We start from the raw sequence: 15,450 nt of genomic DNA, 5'->3' as shown, positions 1-15,450 counted from the left end.
CACGGCGGTCCGCGTTTCACCCGGCCATACACCCGGCGTCGCGGAATGTCGGTACTCTTGGGAGACAACATCATCGAGTGGGAGGCAGCTATGGCGGTCCGGTCCGGGAACGAAAAACATGCCTCGACCCGCAAGTCCGCCGCGGAGGCGGAACTGCAGGTTGAAGCACAGCGCCTGCGGACCAGGCTGCAGCCCGTCGTGGAGGAGCACAACCTCTACCTCGAGGACGTCGAGGTGAAGGTCGCCGGCTCGCACCGCACGGTCCACGTGGTCGTCGACCTGCCCGAGGACGCGACGGGGAGCGTGGGACTCGATGTGATCTCCGCCATCTCCTCGGACCTGTCCGAGGCCATGGACAGCGACCCCGAGGACGACGACCGCCCGTACAACCTCGAGATCTCCTCGCCCGGCGTATCACGCCCGCTCACGGAGCCGCGGCACTGGCGCCGCAACGTGGGTCGCATGGTCGAGGTCAAGCCGGTGACCGGCGACGTCGTCGTCGGGCGCCTTCAGGACGTCACCGCCGCGGGGATCCGGCTGATCCCCCAGCTGCCGGTCAAGAAGGGCATGAAGCCCAAACAGGGCGATCCACTCGCCCTCGAGTTTTCCAGGATCCGCAAGGGGACCGTTCAGGTCGAATTCGCGCATCTTGAGGATGAACACCACGATGACAGCGAGGGTGCCGAACCGGATGAGTCCGGCGCCGTGCACCCCGCGTAAGGAGACCCACATGGACATTGATATGAGCGCACTGAGGCTGCTCGAGCGCGAACGCGAGATCCCGCTGGACAAGCTGATCCCCACGATCGAGCAGGCACTGCTCATCGCCTACCACCGCACGCCCGGCGCCCACGAGACGGCGCGGGCCGAACTGGACCGCCGCAATGGACACGTCACCATCTGGGCCACGGAGAAGGACGACGACGGCGAGGCCGTCGGCGAGTTCGACGACACCCCCGGCGGGTTCGGCCGGATCGCGGCGAGCACAGCGCGCCAGATCATCCTGCAGCGCCTGCGCGACGCCGAGGACGAGAACATCCTCGGGGAGTTCCGCGGCAAGGAGGGCGAACTCGTCGCCGGCATGATCCAGCAGGGCACCAACCCGCACATGGTCCAGGTCAACCTGGGCTCGGTCGAGGCCGTGCTGCCGCCCCCCGAGCAGGTCCCAGGGGAGAAGTACCTGCACGGCACGAGGCTGCGCGCGTTCGTCGTCGACGTGCACCGCGGGATGAAGGGTCCCTCGATCACGCTGTCCCGCTCGCACCCGGGGCTCGTGCGGAAGCTCTTCGAACTCGAGGTCCCCGAGATCGCCGACAGGACGGTCGAGATCGTGGCCCTCGCCCGCGAGGCCGGCCACCGCACGAAGATCGCGGTCAAGGCGAACGTGCCCGGCGTCAACGCCAAGGGCGCATGCATCGGCGAGATGGGCACGCGTGTCCGCGCCGTCATGAACGAGCTGAACGACGAGAAGATCGACATCGTCGACTACAACGACGACGCCGCCTCCTTCATCGCCAGCTCGCTCTCGCCGTCGCGCGTGACGTCGGTGACCATCACGGACGAGACCACGCGGTCCGCGCGCGTCGTCGTGCCCGACTACCAGCTCTCGCTCGCGATCGGCAAGGAAGGCCAGAACGCGCGCCTCGCCGCGAAGCTCACCGGCTGGCGGATCGACATCGTCTCCGACGCCGCCAAGCCCGCCCAGGCGGCCAAGGCGTAGCAGCCCGGTCTGTCGACGGGGCCGGAAGGGGTAGAATGGACGTGACTGCTGTGGAGTCGTGCCCGGAAGACTCTGTCCATCGAGGAAGTATCGGTGAGCGAGAGTCCGGGCAGCACCCGGAAGGCCACCATCCGCTACGCACCTGCGTGGGATGCCGCCGGCGGGACCGCCAGTCGAACGTGATGCGGGTTGTCGCACAACCGATCGACGGGATCAAGGTCGCCGTGATCGACGAGCGGCGCCGGCTATCCGGACGGGGCGCCTGGCTGCACCCCGACCCGGCATGCTTGGAAACGGCCGTCAAGCGGAAAGCCTTTCACAGGGCCTTCCGCGGGCCGGTGGACACTGCCCTGTTGGCAGCGGGCTTCCAGGCATCCCTGGAGCGTCGAGACACGCGCTCCGATTCATCACCGTCCTCCCTGAAAGCGGGTCAGTACCCTCATGGAAACCCGATGAGTACCCAGCGATGAGTGCGCAACGATGACCTTTTCGTTGCGCTCTGCAATCGATCGTCCAGGCGCCCCGGTGGCTGGGATCAGCAGTAGGAAATAGACGGTTCGTGCCTGGCTCGGTGCGGACCGAGACAGGAGAAATGTGGCCAAGGTCCGCGTACACGAGCTCGCGAAAGAGCTCGGTATCACCTCGAAAGACGCAGTAGCTAAACTGCAGGAACTGGGCGAATTCGTCCGTTCAGCCTCATCCACCATCGAGGCCCCCGTCGTGAAGAAGCTTCGCGGCGCATACCCCGGCGCCGGCGGCACCAAGCCCGCCGCCGCTCCCGCACCCTCACGCCCCGCGGCCCCCGCGCCGTCGGGCCCCAAGCCGGGCGCTGCCCAGGCCGTCCCCGAGGCACCCGCCCCGGCCGCGCCCGCAGCACCCACCCCGCCCGCAGCTGCGGCCGCTCCGGCCGCTCCGGCCGCTCCGCAGGCATCCCCGTTCTCGAACGGTTCCGCTCCGGCGGAGACGCCTGCTCCGGCAGCTGCCGAGAACACCCCCGCTCCTGCCCAGCAGGAGACCCAGGGCGGTCCGACGCCGGGAGTGCGCCCTGCGCCCCGCCCGGCGACCCCGCCCGCCGCACCCGCAGCAGGTACCCGGCCCTCGGGTGCCCGTCCCGGTGGCGCACCCCGCCCCGGCAACAACCCCTTCGCCCCCTCGCAGGGCATGGGGTCGCGCCGCGGCGACACCGACCGTGGAGCGGACCGGACCTCGGAGCGTCCGCCGCGTCCGGGTAACAACCCCTTCGCGCCGTCGCAGGGCATGCCCCGCCCCGGTCGTCGTGACGACGCCGGAGCCGGTGGCCCCCGCCCGGCCGCAGGTGCCGGTGGCCCCCGTCCCGCCGCTGGTGCGGGCGGACCCCGTCCGGCGGCAGGTGCCGGTGGACCCCGCCCGGGTGCACCGCGCCCCGGCGCTCCCCGTCCCGGTGCCCCCGGCTCGCGTCCCACACCCGGGATGATGCCGAACCGCACCGAGCGCCCCGCTGCCCCCGGCCGCGGAGCCCCCGGTGCAGGTGCAGGCGCCGGTCCGCGCCGCGGACCCGGCGGAGCACCGAACAGCCCCAGCGGCGCGCCCGCCGGCGGCGGCTTCGGCAAGGGCACCCGCGGACGCGGCGGCACCGCCGGCGCCTTCGGCAAGGGTGGAGCCGGTCGCGGCAAGCAGCGCAAGTCGAAGCGCGCGAAGCGGCAGGAACTGGAGCAGATGTCGGCTCCTTCGCTGGGCGGCGTGAGCGTACCCCGCGGAGACGGCAACACCATCGTCCGCCTGCGCCGCGGCTCGTCCATCACGGACTTCGCCGACAAGATCGAGGCGAACCCCGCCGCACTGGTCACCGTGCTGTTCCACCTCGGTGAGATGGCCACGGCGACCCAGTCGCTGGACGAGGAGACCTTCGAGGTGCTCGGGACCGAGCTGGGCTACAAGATCCAGGTCGTCTCGCCCGAGGACGAGGAGCGCGAGCTCCTCAGCAGCTTCGACATCGACTTCGATGCCGAGCTGGCAGCCGAGGGCGACGAGGAGCTCGAGGTCCGTCCGCCGGTCGTCACGGTCATGGGCCACGTCGACCACGGTAAGACGCGACTGCTCGACGCGATCCGCAACACCAAGGTCGTCGAGGGCGAGCACGGTGGCATCACCCAGCACATCGGTGCCTACCAGATCCAGCACGTCCACGAGGACAGCACGCGCGCCATCACCTTCATCGACACCCCGGGCCACGAGGCGTTCACCGCCATGCGTGCCCGCGGCGCGAAGGTCACGGACATCGCGGTGCTCGTCGTCGCCGCGGATGACGGCGTCATGCCGCAGACCGTGGAGGCGCTGAACCACGCCCAGGCGGCCAACGTGCCGATCGTCGTGGCCGTGAACAAGATGGACAAGGAAGGCGCGAACCCCGACAAGGTCAAGGGCCAGCTCACCGAGTACGGCCTGGTCCCCGAGGAATACGGTGGCGACACCATGTTCGTCCACGTGTCCGCGCTCCAGGGCATGGGCATCGACGAGCTCCTCGAGGCCGTCCTGCTCACCGCGGACGCCGCGCTGGACATGCGGGCCAACCCGAACAAGGACGCCCGCGGTATCGCGATCGAGGCGAACCTCGACCGCGGTCGCGGTGCGGTGGCCACGGTGCTCGTGCAGTCCGGAACGCTGCGCGTCGGCGACACGATCGTCGCCGGTACGGCCCACGGCCGTGTACGTGCGATGTTCGACGAGAACGGCGACGTCGTCACCACGGCGGGACCGTCGCGTCCCGTGCAGGTGCTCGGCCTGTCCAACGTGCCCCGTGCAGGTGACACGTTCTTCGTCACCGACGACGAGCGCACCGGACGCCAGATCGCCGAGAAGCGTGAAGCGGCGGACCGCAACGCGGCCCTCGCCAAGCGCCGCAAGCGCATCAGCCTCGAGGACTTCGACCAGGCCGTCGCCGAGGGCAAGGTCGACACCCTCAACCTCATCCTCAAGGGTGACGTGTCGGGTGCCGTCGAGGCCCTGGAGGACTCGCTGCTCAAGATCGACGTCGGGGAAGGCGTGCAGCTGCGCGTCATCCACCGCGGTGTCGGTGCCATCACGCAGAACGACGTCAACCTGGCCACGGTCGACAACGCGATCATCATCGGCTTCAACGTCAAGCCGGCGGAGCGCGTCGCGGACCTCGCCGAGCGTGAAGGCGTGGACATGCGCTTCTACTCGGTGATCTACGCGGCGATCGACGATATCGAGCTCGCCCTCAAGGGCATGCTCAAGCCGGAGTACGAGGAGGTGCAGCTCGGAACCGCAGAGGTCCGCGAGGTGTTCCGTTCCTCGAAGTTCGGCAACATCGCCGGTTCGATCGTCCGGTCGGGCATCATCCGCCGCAACACGAGGGCACGTGTGCTCCGCGACGGCAAGGTCATCGGGGACAACCTCTCCGTGGACTCGCTCAAGCGGTTCAAGGACGACGCCACCGAGGTCCGTACGGACTTCGAGTGCGGTATCGGCCTCGGGTCGTTCAACGACGTCAAGGAAGGCGACACCATCGAGACCTTCGAGATGCGGGAGAAGCCCCGCGTCTAGCACCTCGGTCGGCGCAGGCGTCCCGGTTCTCCGGGGCGCCTGCGTCATTCGTCCCGGGCCCGGAAGGGTCCCCCCATTCCAGTAGGAGTATCAGCAATGGCAGATCCGGCCCGCGCCGCGCGGCTCGCGCAGCGCATCAAAGTCATCGTCGCCGAGGCGCTCCGGCGCCGCGTGAAGGACCCGCGGCTGGAGGCGGTCACCATCACGGATGCCCGCGTGACCAACGATCTCCAGCACGCCACCCTGTACTACACGGTGCTGGGCGACGCGGAGGAGCAGCAGGCCACCCGCATGGCGCTCGAGTCCGCGCGCGGCGTGCTGCGCTCGGAGGTCGGCAAGAACATCACCGCGCGCCTGACGCCGACGCTCGAGTTCATCCCCGACGAGGTGCCGGTCAACGCCAGCCACCTCGAGGAACTGCTGCAGAAGGCCCGCGAGCGCGACGCCGAAGTGGCGGCCATCGCCCAGGGCGCCGACTTCGCGGGAGACGCGGACCCGTACCGTACGTCGGAGGACGACGAGGCGGGACGCTAGTCCGCCCGCGCGACCACCGTGCAGAAAGGCAGCCGGCCCCTCGGGTCGGCTGCCTTTCGCATTCCTGGGCCGGGCGCGGGGTCAGGAGGGGGAGGGGAGCCGCGAGAGCCCCTCGACGAGCTCGTCCGTCCTGCCGCAGAGCGCGATCCTGACCCACCCCTCTCCCATGGCGCCGAACGCCGTGCCGGGGGCGACCGCGACCCCCCGCTCGGCGAGGAAGCGGCGGGTCCAGCCGCGGACGTCGCCGCCCGTCGCGTGGGACAGATCCGCCCACAGGTAGAACGCCCCGCGCGCGTCGAGATAGCCGATGCCCAGGGCGTCGAGGACGGCCGTCGCCGCGTCCCGGTTGTGCCGGTAGTGCTCCAGGGCCGTGGACACGTAGTCCTGCGGCCCGGTGATCGCGGCGAGGGCCGCGTACTGCGACGACGCCGCCACGCAGGAGACCGTGGCCTCCATGATGTTGCTGAGCAGCTGCTCCATGCCCGGCGGGGTGACGAGCGCGCCGATGCGCAGCCCGGTCAGGCCGTAGGTCTTGGACAGCGTCAGGGAGGTGACCACCCGCGCCTCGCGCGCCTCCGGCACGGCCTCCGGGCCGCCGGCGTCGAACCGCGCGGGGCTGACGTGCGGCACGTCGTAGGTGAAGGCCTCGTAGCACTCGTCCGAGATGATCCACAGATCGTTCCGGTGCGCGAAGCGGACGAGCTCCCGCGTGAGGTCGTGGTCGAACACCGAGCCGAGCGGGTTCGACGGCGAATTCAGCATGAGCACGCGGGTCCGCGAGGTGACGAGCCGCTGCAGGTCCTCGATGCGGGGCTGGAAGCCGTGGTGCGGCACGAGGGGGTAGGGCACGGGGATGCCGCCCAGCAGGCCCACCGTCATGGTGAACGTGGGATAGCCCGGGTCCGGGATCAGGACCTCGTCGCCCGACCCGATGAGGGTGCTGAGGGCCAGGTGCAGACCCTGCTGCGCGCCGGCGACGACGAAGACGCGGGAGGGGTCCTCCTCCACGCCGGACAGGCGCGAGAACCGCTCGGCGAACGCGGCCCTCACCGGGGCGAGGCCCGCGTTGGGCGTGTAGTTCGTGTCGTCACGGTCGAGCGCGGCCATGCCCGCCTCGAGCACGTGCCGCGCCACGGGGAACCCGGGTTCGCCAATGCTGAGGACGATGGAGTCCGGCGTGGCCCACGCCAGCTGCGTGATCTCGCGGATCTGGTTGACCGGGACGTTGACCACACGGAACGGAGCGGAAGGCATAGGCAGGATCGTATCGCGCACCCCGGGCACCGGCGTCGGGGCGCGGGACCGCGCAGCCGCGGGCCATGCAGGCCCATATACTGGGAGGCGTGAATTCCGGGCAGGTCCACTCAGGGCTGATCATCGTGGACAAGCCTCAGGGCTGGACCAGTCATGACGTCGTGGGCCGCCTCCGCCGGCTCGCCGGGACCCGGAAGGTGGGGCACGCCGGGACCCTCGATCCGATGGCCACCGGCGTCCTCGTGATCGGGATCAACCGTGCCACCCGCCTGCTCACCTTCATCGTGGGCACGTCGAAGACGTACACCGCCACCATCCGCCTCGGCCAGTCGACCCTCACGGACGACGCCGAGGGCGAGGTCACGGGCGGCAGCATCGCCGCCGCCGTCACCGAGGAGGACATCCGCGCCGCGGTGGCCGCCCTCACGGGCGACATCCAGCAGGTACCGAGCAGTGTGAGCGCCATCAAGGTCAAGGGGGAGAGGTCCTACGCCAGGGTGCGTGCCGGCGAGGACGTGGACCTCCCCGCACGCCCCGTGACCGTCCACCGCTTCGACGTCCACGCCACCCGCAGGGTCAGCAACGGACGCCTGCAGGACCTCGACGTCACTGTCGAATGCAGTTCCGGCACCTACATCCGCGCCCTCGCCCGTGACCTGGGGGACGCGCTCGGCGTCGGCGGGCACCTGACGGCCCTCCGCCGCACGAAGGTCGGCCCGTACTCGATCGAGCAGGCCCGCACGCTGGACGAGCTCGCGCAGGACCTGGAGATCCTCCCGCTCGACGACGCCGGTCGCGCGCTGTTCCCGGTCCGGGAGCTGACGGACGCCGAGGCCGCCGACGTCTCCCACGGCCGGCGGATCGGGCCCAACAGCGAGCCCGACGTGCCCGTCGCCGCGTTCGCCCCGGACGGCACCCTCGTGGCGCTGCTGGAGAACCGCGGCGGGGCTGCCCGGACCGCGCTCGTGTTCGCGCCGGGCGGGCAGGACTAGCCGTGGATCCCTTCCTCCTCGTCGGGTCGCTGGTGTGCGGCCTGGCCGCCCTCCTGTGCATCGGCGCCGCCCTGCTGCGGCAGCCCCCGAACGACATCACCATCCTGTCCGTCGCGGCCGTCGAACTCTTCCTGCTGGCCTACACGGTCGGCGCGGTGATCCGGCAGGCCACGGGAGACCCCGTGCTGGGGGAGGCCTGGGAGTTCTGGGGCTACCTCCTCACGGCGCTCCTGGTGCCGGTCGGGGCGTTCTGGTGGGCGATCCTCGAGAAGACGCGGTGGAGCAATTTCGTGCTCGCGGCGGCGGGGCTGACGGTGTTCGTCATGCTCTTCCGCATGGAGCAGATCTGGGACGGGGTGGCGGGACTGTGACGAAGCGGGGACAGCGGCCGGACGGCGCGGCGGACCGCGCCGCTGATGTCGGCGGGACGAGCCGCGCCGGCGGGCCGGGGCGGCTCCTGGTCGCCGTGTACGGGGTGTTCGCCCTCGCGGCGACGGCCCGCGCGGCCTTCCAGATCGCGACCAAGTTCGGCGAGGCTCCGCTCGCGTACCTGCTCTCGGCGGTCGCGGCCGTGGTGTACATCGTCGCGACGGTGTCCCTCGCCCGGCCGGGCGGGCGCGCCTACCGGGTGTCGGTCGTGGCCGTGACCACCGAGCTCGTGGGCGTGGTCACCGTGGGACTCCTCAGCGTGTTCGACGCCGAGGCCTTCCCCCACGAGACGGTCTGGTCCGCCTTCGGCCGGGGCTACGGATTCGTGCCCCTCATCCTGCCGATCCTCGGACTCGCCTGGCTGCGTCGGAACCGGCCGGGCCGCGTCACCGCCTGACGGACGGAGCCGGCCGCCGTCGGAGGCGGCCCCGGAATCCGCCGCCGACGGCGGGCGGCCCCGTGAGAGTATGGCGGGAGAGCATCATCCGGCCCGCACCCAGGGAGTGACATGACCAGCAACAGCCCCGAGCACGAGAATCCCGCGGCATCCGGGGGGCGGCCCGTGGCGCCGGACGCCCGGCCGCGGCAGGGAACCGGGACCGGAACCGGAGCAGCGTCACCCACGTCCGCGCCGACCTCCACCCCTGCCTCCACCCCGACCTCCACCCCTGCCTCCCCGCCCGCCACGAAGGGCGGGACCACCCCGGCCAAGGGTGGAACCGCCCCCGCCAAGAGCAAGAAGCCCGGCAAGGGCTCGGGCGAGGACTGGAACGTCTTCCGGACCGTCGTCGTCCTGGTGGGCCTCGTCCTCGCCGCATTCGGCGCCTACTACCTGATCCTCGGGACCGCGGGACTGCCCGACACCGAGGCGAGCCCCGCGAACCCCACGCTCGAGAGCCAGTTCAGGTTCTTCTCGGCCATGATGGTGGGCGTCGGCGCCGCCTTCATCACGATCGCCATCAAGTTCCAGTGGGCCAACATGCTCTGGCTCGTGTGCCTCATGGTCTTCATCGGCGGTATCGGGCGGGTGCTGTCCTGGGCCTTCTCCGGCACCCCCAACTACGTCCTGATCATCCTCATGGTCGTGGAGCTGGCATTCCCCCCGGCCCTGCTCGTGTGGCACAAGTACATCGCGAAGACCAGCGACCTCCGCAGGGAGTTCGCGCAGCGCGGCTGACCCGCGGTCGCCCCGCCCGCGAGCCCGGCGCCCCTCCCGTGCGCCCGGCGCGATGCCGTCCGCCGCAGGGCTTTCGGCCATAATGGGAGAGGCGATTCCCCCGCCGGAACTCATCCGAGGCCCCGGGGATCAGCCGGATCCCGAAGGAGATGCGTGTACTACTGGAGAGACCTGGACAGCGTGCCCCGGGAGTTCGGGCCCTCCGTCCTGACGCTCGGCAACTTCGACGGCGTGCACCGGGGCCACCAGCGCGTCCTGCAGCAGGTCGTCGAGGCAGCGCGGCAGCGTTCCGCGGCCGCCGTCGTCGTGTCCTTCGACCCGCACCCCGCCCAGGTGCACCGCCCCGATTCGGCCCCCGAACTGATCATGGGCCTCGAGGACCGCGTGGCCACCCTCGCCGAGACCGGCATCGACGCGCTGCTCATGATGCACTACACCCTCGAGCTGGCCTCCAACACCCCCGAGGAGTTCGTCGAGCGGGTGTTCGTGCGCACCCTGAAGGCCAAGGCCGTGGTGATCGGACACGACGTCAGGTTCGGCCGCGGCAACAGTGGTGACCTCGACACCATGCGCGCGCTCGGCCGGAAGCTCGGCTTCGAGGTCATCACCATCGACGACTTCGGCGCGAGTTTCCCCATGGATGCCACGGACGACGACGGCGACCGCCGGTGCTCGTCGACCTGGGTGCGCGAGGCGCTGGAGGCGGGAGAGGTCGGCACCGCGGCGCGGGTGCTCGGGCGCTCCCACCGGATGCGGGGGGAGGTGGTGCACGGGGCGGCGCGCGGACGGGAGCTCGGCTACCCGACGGCGAACCTCGCCGCGTCCTCCCAGGGCTACATCCCTGCTGACGGCATCTACGCCGGCTGGCTCGTCGACGAGGCGGGCACGCGGTGGCCGGCGGCCATCTCCGTCGGTTCGAACCCGACCTTCGACGGCGTCGACCGGCAGGTCGAGGCGCACGTCATCAACAGGCCACCCGAGCGCGTGCAGGATTTCGACCTGTACGGGCAGGCCGTCGTGGTCGAATTCGTCGAACGCCTGCGCGGGCAGGTCGCCTACACCGGGCCCGAGGCGCTCATCGAGCAGATGAAGCTCGATGTCGAGAACGCGCGCGGTCTGCTTTCGACAGAACACCAGCCCAGACGCTAAACTGGTCGAAGATCCGGCTGCAGTCCGTGGTGGCTGGATTTTTCTGTGTCGTCGTGCAAGCGATGCTCAGCACTTGTTCACGGTACAACTCTAGGAGTTACTCGTGGCCCTTGACGCCGCCATCAAGCAGGAAATCATCAAGGAATACGCCCTGGCCGAAGGTGACACCGGTTCACCCGAGGTGCAGATCGCGATGCTTTCCCGTCGTATCCTCGACCTGACCGAGCACCTGAAGATGCACAAGCACGACCACCACACGCGTCGTGGCCTGCTGCTTCTCGTGGGTCGCCGCCGTCGCCTGCTGGACTACCTGCGGGACACCGACATCACGCGCTACCGGTCGCTCATCGAGCGCCTGGGTCTGCGTCGATAAGTAGCATCGGAAGGCGGCACCTTCTCTCCGGAGAGGGCGCCGCCTTCTCTCGCTGACGGACATCGTCGGCCAGCGATCGGCAGGACAGCAGAACAGCACCACCAGCAGCAAAGACCGCACAACAGGGGTCAACCGGCACCGCGCATTCGCGGTCCTCGGTAGTGGTCCCCGGAACGCATCGAGACGATGCCGCTCCGTGGATCTCGATCGAAGACCGGGTGCTGTGGACCGTCCAGCGAGGACGGGACCACGACGGGTGCCGATTGCCTCCGATACCTGAGAAACGGAGGTGACTCTCTTGGAGGGTCCCGAAATCCAGTTCGCCGAAGCAGTGATCGACAACGGTCGCTTCGGAACACGCACCGTCCGCTTCGAGACCGGGCGTCTCGCCCAGCAGGCCGCCGGCTCCGCCATGGTCTACATCGACGAGGACACCGCCCTGCTCTCGGCCACCACCGCGGGCAAGCAGCCGCGCGAAGGGTTCGACTTCTTCCCCCTGACGGTCGACGTCGAGGAGCGCATGTACGCCGCGGGCCGCATCCCGGGCTCGTTCTTCCGCCGCGAGGGCCGCCCCTCCACCGAGGCCATCCTCGCGTGCCGCCTCATGGACCGCCCGCTGCGCCCCGCGTTCGTCAAGGGACTCCGCAACGAGGTCCAGGTCGTCGTGACCATCCTCGCGATCAACCCCGACGTCCGCTACGACGTCGTCGCCATCAACGCGGCCTCGATGTCCACCCAGCTGTCCGGCCTGCCCTTCTCCGGCCCGATCGGCGGCGTCCGCGTGGCCCTCGTGTCCGACGGCAGCGGCTCCGACCAGTGGATCGCCTTCCCGAAGCACTCCGAGCTCGAGAACTCCGTCTTCGACATGGTCGTCGCCGGGCGCATCGCAGGTGACGACGTCGCCATCATGATGGTCGAGGCCGAGGCCACCGACAACTCGTGGACCCTCATCAAGGAGAACGGCGCCACCGCCCCCACCGAGGAGATCGTCGCCGACGGCCTCGAGGCGGCCAAGCCCTTCATCCGCGCGCTGTGCGAGGCGCAGGCCGACCTCGCGGCGCGTGCCGCGAAGCCGACCGTCGAGTTCCCGATCTTCCTCGACTACCAGGACGACGTGTACGAGGCGATCGAGGCCGCCGGCTCCGAGAAGCTCGCCCAGGTCTTCCAGATCGCGGACAAGCAGGAGCGCAACAACGCCACGGACGCGCTCAAGACCGAGCTCATGGACGCCCTCGGCGCCCAGTTCGAGGGACGCGAGAAGGAGCTGTCCGCAGCCTTCCGCTCGCTCAACAAGGCCGTGGTCCGCCAGCGCATCCTCAAGGACCAGGTCCGCATCGACGGCCGCGGCCTGAGCGACATCCGCAAGCTCACCGCCGAGGTCGAGGTCCTGCCGCGCGTGCACGGCTCCGCGATCTTCGAGCGCGGCGAGACCCAGATCATGGGCGTCACGACGCTGAACATGCTCAAGATGGAGCAGCAGATCGACTCGCTGTCGCCCGTCACGCGCAAGCGCTACATGCACAACTACAACTTCCCGCCCTACTCCACCGGTGAGACCGGTCGCGTCGGTTCGCCGAAGCGCCGCGAGATCGGCCACGGGGCCCTGGCAGAGCGCGCCCTCGTGCCCGTCCTGCCGACCCGCGAGGAGTTCCCCTACGCGATCCGCCAGGTGTCCGAGGCGCTGAGCTCCAACGGCTCGACGTCGATGGGCTCCGTGTGCGCCTCGACGCTGTCGCTGCTGAACGCCGGCGTGCCCCTCCGGGCGCCGGTCGCCGGCATCGCCATGGGCCTCGTGTCCGACGTCGTCGACGGCCAGACGCGCTACGCGGCGCTGACCGACATCCTGGGAGCCGAGGACGCCTTCGGCGACATGGACTTCAAGGTCGCCGGTACGTCCGAGTTCGTCACCGCGATCCAGCTGGACACCAAGCTCGACGGCATCCCCGCCTCGGTGCTGGCCGCCGCGCTGAAGCAGGCCCGCGAGGCACGCCTGCACATCCTCGGTGTGCTGCAGGCCGCGATCGACGCCCCGGACGAGCTCTCCGAGTTCGCGCCGCGCATCATCTCGGTCAAGATCCCCGTGGACAAGATCGGCGAGGTCATCGGCCCCAAGGGCAAGATGATCAACCAGATCCAGGAGGACACGGGAGCCGACATCTCGATCGAGGACGACGGCACCGTGCTGATCGGCGCCACGAACGGCGAGTCGGCCGAGGCCGCCCGCGCCGCCGTGAACGCCATCGCCAACCCGCAGGTCCCCGAGATCGGTGAGCGCTACCTGGGCACGGTCGTCAAGACCACGACCTTCGGCGCCTTCGTCTCGCTGACCCCGGGCAAGGACGGCCTGCTGCACATCTCCGAGCTGCGCAAGCTCGCCGGCGGCAAGCGCGTCGACAATGTAGACGAGATCGTGTCCGTTGGCCAGAAGGTCCAGGTCGAGATCACGAAGGTGGACGATCGCGGAAAGCTCTCGCTCTCGCCCGTCGTCGCCGACGAGCAGCCGACCGAGGACGCCGGGATCGAGATCCCCCTCGCCGAGGGCGACGACGACTAGCCCGTCCGGAGCAGCCCACGGCCCGCGGCCCCGGCACCGACCGAACGACTCGGTCGGTGTCGGGGCCGTCGGCCTTTTCACCGAACTCCCAGAAAGACCAGGATGCCCCTGTCCTCCGTAGTGTCCCTTCCCCTGCTGCCGACGCCCCGCACGGGCGGCGACGACCTCGACCCCACCTTCGTGGCCGGGGATCCGGGCGGCAACGTCGTGCGGCGCAGCGTGTTGCCCGGCGGGGTGCGCGTGCTCACCGAGGCCATGCCCGGCCAGCGGTCCGCCACCATCGGCTTCTGGGTGGGCGTCGGCTCCCGCGACGAGGCCGACGGCGAGCACGGCAGCACCCACTTCCTCGAACACCTGCTCTTCAAGGGCACCACGCGCCGCTCCGCCATGGACATCGCGTCGGCCTTCGACGAGGTGGGCGGCGAATCGAACGCCGCCACCGCGAAGGAGAACACCTGCTACTACGCGCGGGTCCTCGATTCCGACCTGCCCATGGCCATCGACGTCATCGCCGACATGGTGACCTCGGCCGTGCTGGACCCGGAGGAGCTCGAGCAGGAACGCGACGTGATCCTCGAGGAGATCGCGATGGACAGCGACGACCCGGCGGACGTCGCCCACGAGAGGTTCGTCGAGCTGGTCCTGGGGGACCACCCGCTCGGCCGCCCGATCGGCGGGACCCCCGAGGCCATCCGGGCCGTCCCGCGGGACTCCGTCCTCGCGCACTACCGGCGCTACTACACCCCCGCCGAACTCGTGGTCACCGCCGCGGGCGGCCTCGACCACGACATCGTGTGCCGGCTCGTGCAGGAAGCGCTCGAGACCGCCGGCTGGGCGCTGGACGAGGGCGCCCTGCCCGTGGCGCGCCGCTCCACCGCCACCGCCCGGGTGACGGGGGAGACCGGCACGCACGTGATCCGGCGTGCCGTCGAACAGTCGAACATCCTCATCGGCTGCCCGTCCCTCACCGCGACCGACGAACGCAGGTTCGCCATGAGCGTCCTGAACGCCGTCCTCGGCGGCGGGATGTCCTCCCGGCTGTTCCAGGAGATCCGGGAGAAGCGCGGCCTCGTCTACTCCACCTACTCCTTCTCGGCCGCCTACGCCGACTCCGGGTACTTCGGCATGTACGCCGGGTGCTCACCGGCCAAGACCGGGCAGGTCATCGAGCTGCTCGGAGCCGAGCTGGACCGGCTGGCGGCCGACGGCATCGACGCGGAGGAGCTCCGCAAGGCGGTCGGCCAGCTCTCGGGCGGACTCGTCATGGCCCTCGAGGACAGCAGCTCCCGCATGTCCCGGCTGGGACGCTCGGAACTGGTCTCGGGGGAGTTCGTCGACATGGACACGTCGCTCGACCGCATCCGGTCCGTCACCGCCGAGGAGGTGCAGTCGCTGGCGCGTGAGCTGGCCGCCGCGCCGCGCACGACGGTCGTCGTCGGGCCGTTCGACTCCGCGGCGGACTTCGCGCGCTAGCCGCCGGCGAAGGGCGGCAGGACGTCGAGCACGTCGTCGTCCTGCAGTACCGTCGCGGGATCGCGCAGCGCCACCTCGTTGAGGAGGAAGCTGCTGCGGTCCAGGACCTTCGCGAGGGACGGCCCTGCCGTCGCCGCGGGGCGTGAGCGCAGGTCCGCAAGGACCGTTGAGAGCGTGCGGCCGCCCGGCAGGCGTTCCTCGTCGACGCCGGTCGCGGCGCGGGCCGCACCGAAGTACCTCACCAGCACG

Annotated in this window: 15 protein-coding genes; 13 read left to right on the top strand and 2 right to left on the bottom strand. The window is 70.2% G+C overall.

Translation table 11 applies throughout. From position 1 onward, the window contains the following. Positions 1 to 90: 90 nt before the first annotated feature. The 5 genes from rimP (at position 91) to rbfA (ending at position 5,800) form a co-directional block, all read left to right on the top strand. A complete protein-coding gene (gene rimP, locus AC4D2C_RS17030; RefSeq protein ID WP_490916092.1) occupies positions 91 to 720 on the top strand; it encodes a ribosome maturation factor RimP in 630 nt (209 codons plus the stop codon). A gap of 10 nt (positions 721 to 730) precedes the next feature. Then, positions 731 to 1,720 carry a transcription termination factor NusA gene (nusA, locus tag AC4D2C_RS17025; RefSeq protein ID WP_490908232.1) on the top strand — a complete coding sequence of 330 codons (990 nt, stop codon included), beginning with the start codon at positions 731 to 733 and terminating at the stop codon, positions 1,718 to 1,720. Between the two features lie 35 nt (positions 1,721 to 1,755). Next, positions 1,756 to 2,190 (top strand): YlxR family protein, encoded by a 435-nt coding sequence (locus tag AC4D2C_RS17020; protein WP_490916004.1) that lies wholly within the window; start codon positions 1,756 to 1,758, stop codon positions 2,188 to 2,190. A 124-nt stretch (positions 2,191 to 2,314) separates the two neighbouring features. After that, positions 2,315 to 5,266: a translation initiation factor IF-2 gene (gene infB, locus AC4D2C_RS17015; RefSeq protein ID WP_490916003.1), complete on the top strand. Its 2,952-nt coding sequence runs from the start codon at positions 2,315 to 2,317 to the stop codon at positions 5,264 to 5,266. A 96-nt stretch (positions 5,267 to 5,362) separates the two neighbouring features. Then, positions 5,363 to 5,800, top strand: coding sequence for a 30S ribosome-binding factor RbfA (gene rbfA / locus AC4D2C_RS17010; protein ID WP_490908229.1), 438 nt, complete (start codon positions 5,363 to 5,365; stop codon positions 5,798 to 5,800). Between the two features lie 81 nt (positions 5,801 to 5,881). On the opposite strand, the gene AC4D2C_RS17005 is transcribed toward rbfA, so the two are convergent. Further along, positions 5,882 to 7,054 (bottom strand): pyridoxal phosphate-dependent aminotransferase, encoded by a 1,173-nt coding sequence (locus AC4D2C_RS17005; protein ID WP_490916002.1) that lies wholly within the window; start codon positions 7,052 to 7,054, stop codon positions 5,882 to 5,884. A 65-nt stretch (positions 7,055 to 7,119) separates the two neighbouring features. Here AC4D2C_RS17005 and truB point away from each other — a divergent pair, with 65 nt between their 5' ends. The 8 genes from truB (at position 7,120) to AC4D2C_RS16965 (ending at position 15,201) form a co-directional block, all read left to right on the top strand. Further along, entirely contained in the window at positions 7,120 to 8,046 is a 927-nt protein-coding gene (gene truB / locus AC4D2C_RS17000; protein ID WP_490916001.1) for a tRNA pseudouridine(55) synthase TruB, read from the top strand. A gap of 2 nt (positions 8,047 to 8,048) precedes the next feature. Then, on the top strand, positions 8,049 to 8,417 hold the full coding sequence (locus AC4D2C_RS16995) for a hypothetical protein (protein WP_490916000.1): 369 nt from the start codon (positions 8,049 to 8,051) through the stop codon (positions 8,415 to 8,417). Then, complete coding sequence (locus AC4D2C_RS16990) at positions 8,414 to 8,872, top strand: hypothetical protein (protein WP_490915999.1); 459 nt, start codon at positions 8,414 to 8,416, stop codon at positions 8,870 to 8,872. The genes AC4D2C_RS16995 and AC4D2C_RS16990 overlap by 4 nt, the downstream gene beginning before the upstream one ends. 111 nt (positions 8,873 to 8,983) lie before the next feature. Next, the gene (locus tag AC4D2C_RS16985) at positions 8,984 to 9,652 is read left to right on the top strand and encodes a DUF4345 domain-containing protein (protein ID WP_490915998.1); all 669 of its coding nucleotides are present in this window, start codon (positions 8,984 to 8,986) and stop codon (positions 9,650 to 9,652) included. Between the two features lie 153 nt (positions 9,653 to 9,805). Then, on the top strand, positions 9,806 to 10,801 hold the full coding sequence (locus tag AC4D2C_RS16980) for a bifunctional riboflavin kinase/FAD synthetase (RefSeq protein WP_490915997.1): 996 nt from the start codon (positions 9,806 to 9,808) through the stop codon (positions 10,799 to 10,801). Positions 10,802 to 10,904: 103 nt separating this feature from the next. Next, entirely contained in the window at positions 10,905 to 11,174 is a 270-nt protein-coding gene (gene rpsO, locus AC4D2C_RS16975) for a 30S ribosomal protein S15 (protein ID WP_087072138.1), read from the top strand. Positions 11,175 to 11,472: 298 nt separating this feature from the next. Continuing rightward, positions 11,473 to 13,728 (top strand): polyribonucleotide nucleotidyltransferase, encoded by a 2,256-nt coding sequence (locus tag AC4D2C_RS16970; protein WP_490915996.1) that lies wholly within the window; start codon positions 11,473 to 11,475, stop codon positions 13,726 to 13,728. 102 nt (positions 13,729 to 13,830) lie between these two features. Next, positions 13,831 to 15,201 (top strand): M16 family metallopeptidase, encoded by a 1,371-nt coding sequence (locus AC4D2C_RS16965; protein WP_490915995.1) that lies wholly within the window; start codon positions 13,831 to 13,833, stop codon positions 15,199 to 15,201. On the opposite strand, the gene AC4D2C_RS16960 is transcribed toward AC4D2C_RS16965, so the two are convergent. Further along, on the bottom strand, positions 15,198 to 15,449 hold the full coding sequence (locus AC4D2C_RS16960) for a MoaD/ThiS family protein (protein WP_490916091.1): 252 nt from the start codon (positions 15,447 to 15,449) through the stop codon (positions 15,198 to 15,200). The genes AC4D2C_RS16965 and AC4D2C_RS16960 overlap by 4 nt on opposite strands. Between the last annotated feature and the right edge of the window lies 1 nt (position 15,450).

This window comes from Arthrobacter sp. TJ-240 (assembly GCF_058269195.1).
Note: the sequence above shows the minus strand (reverse complement) of the source record. Positions and strands in the feature narration are given on the sequence as shown.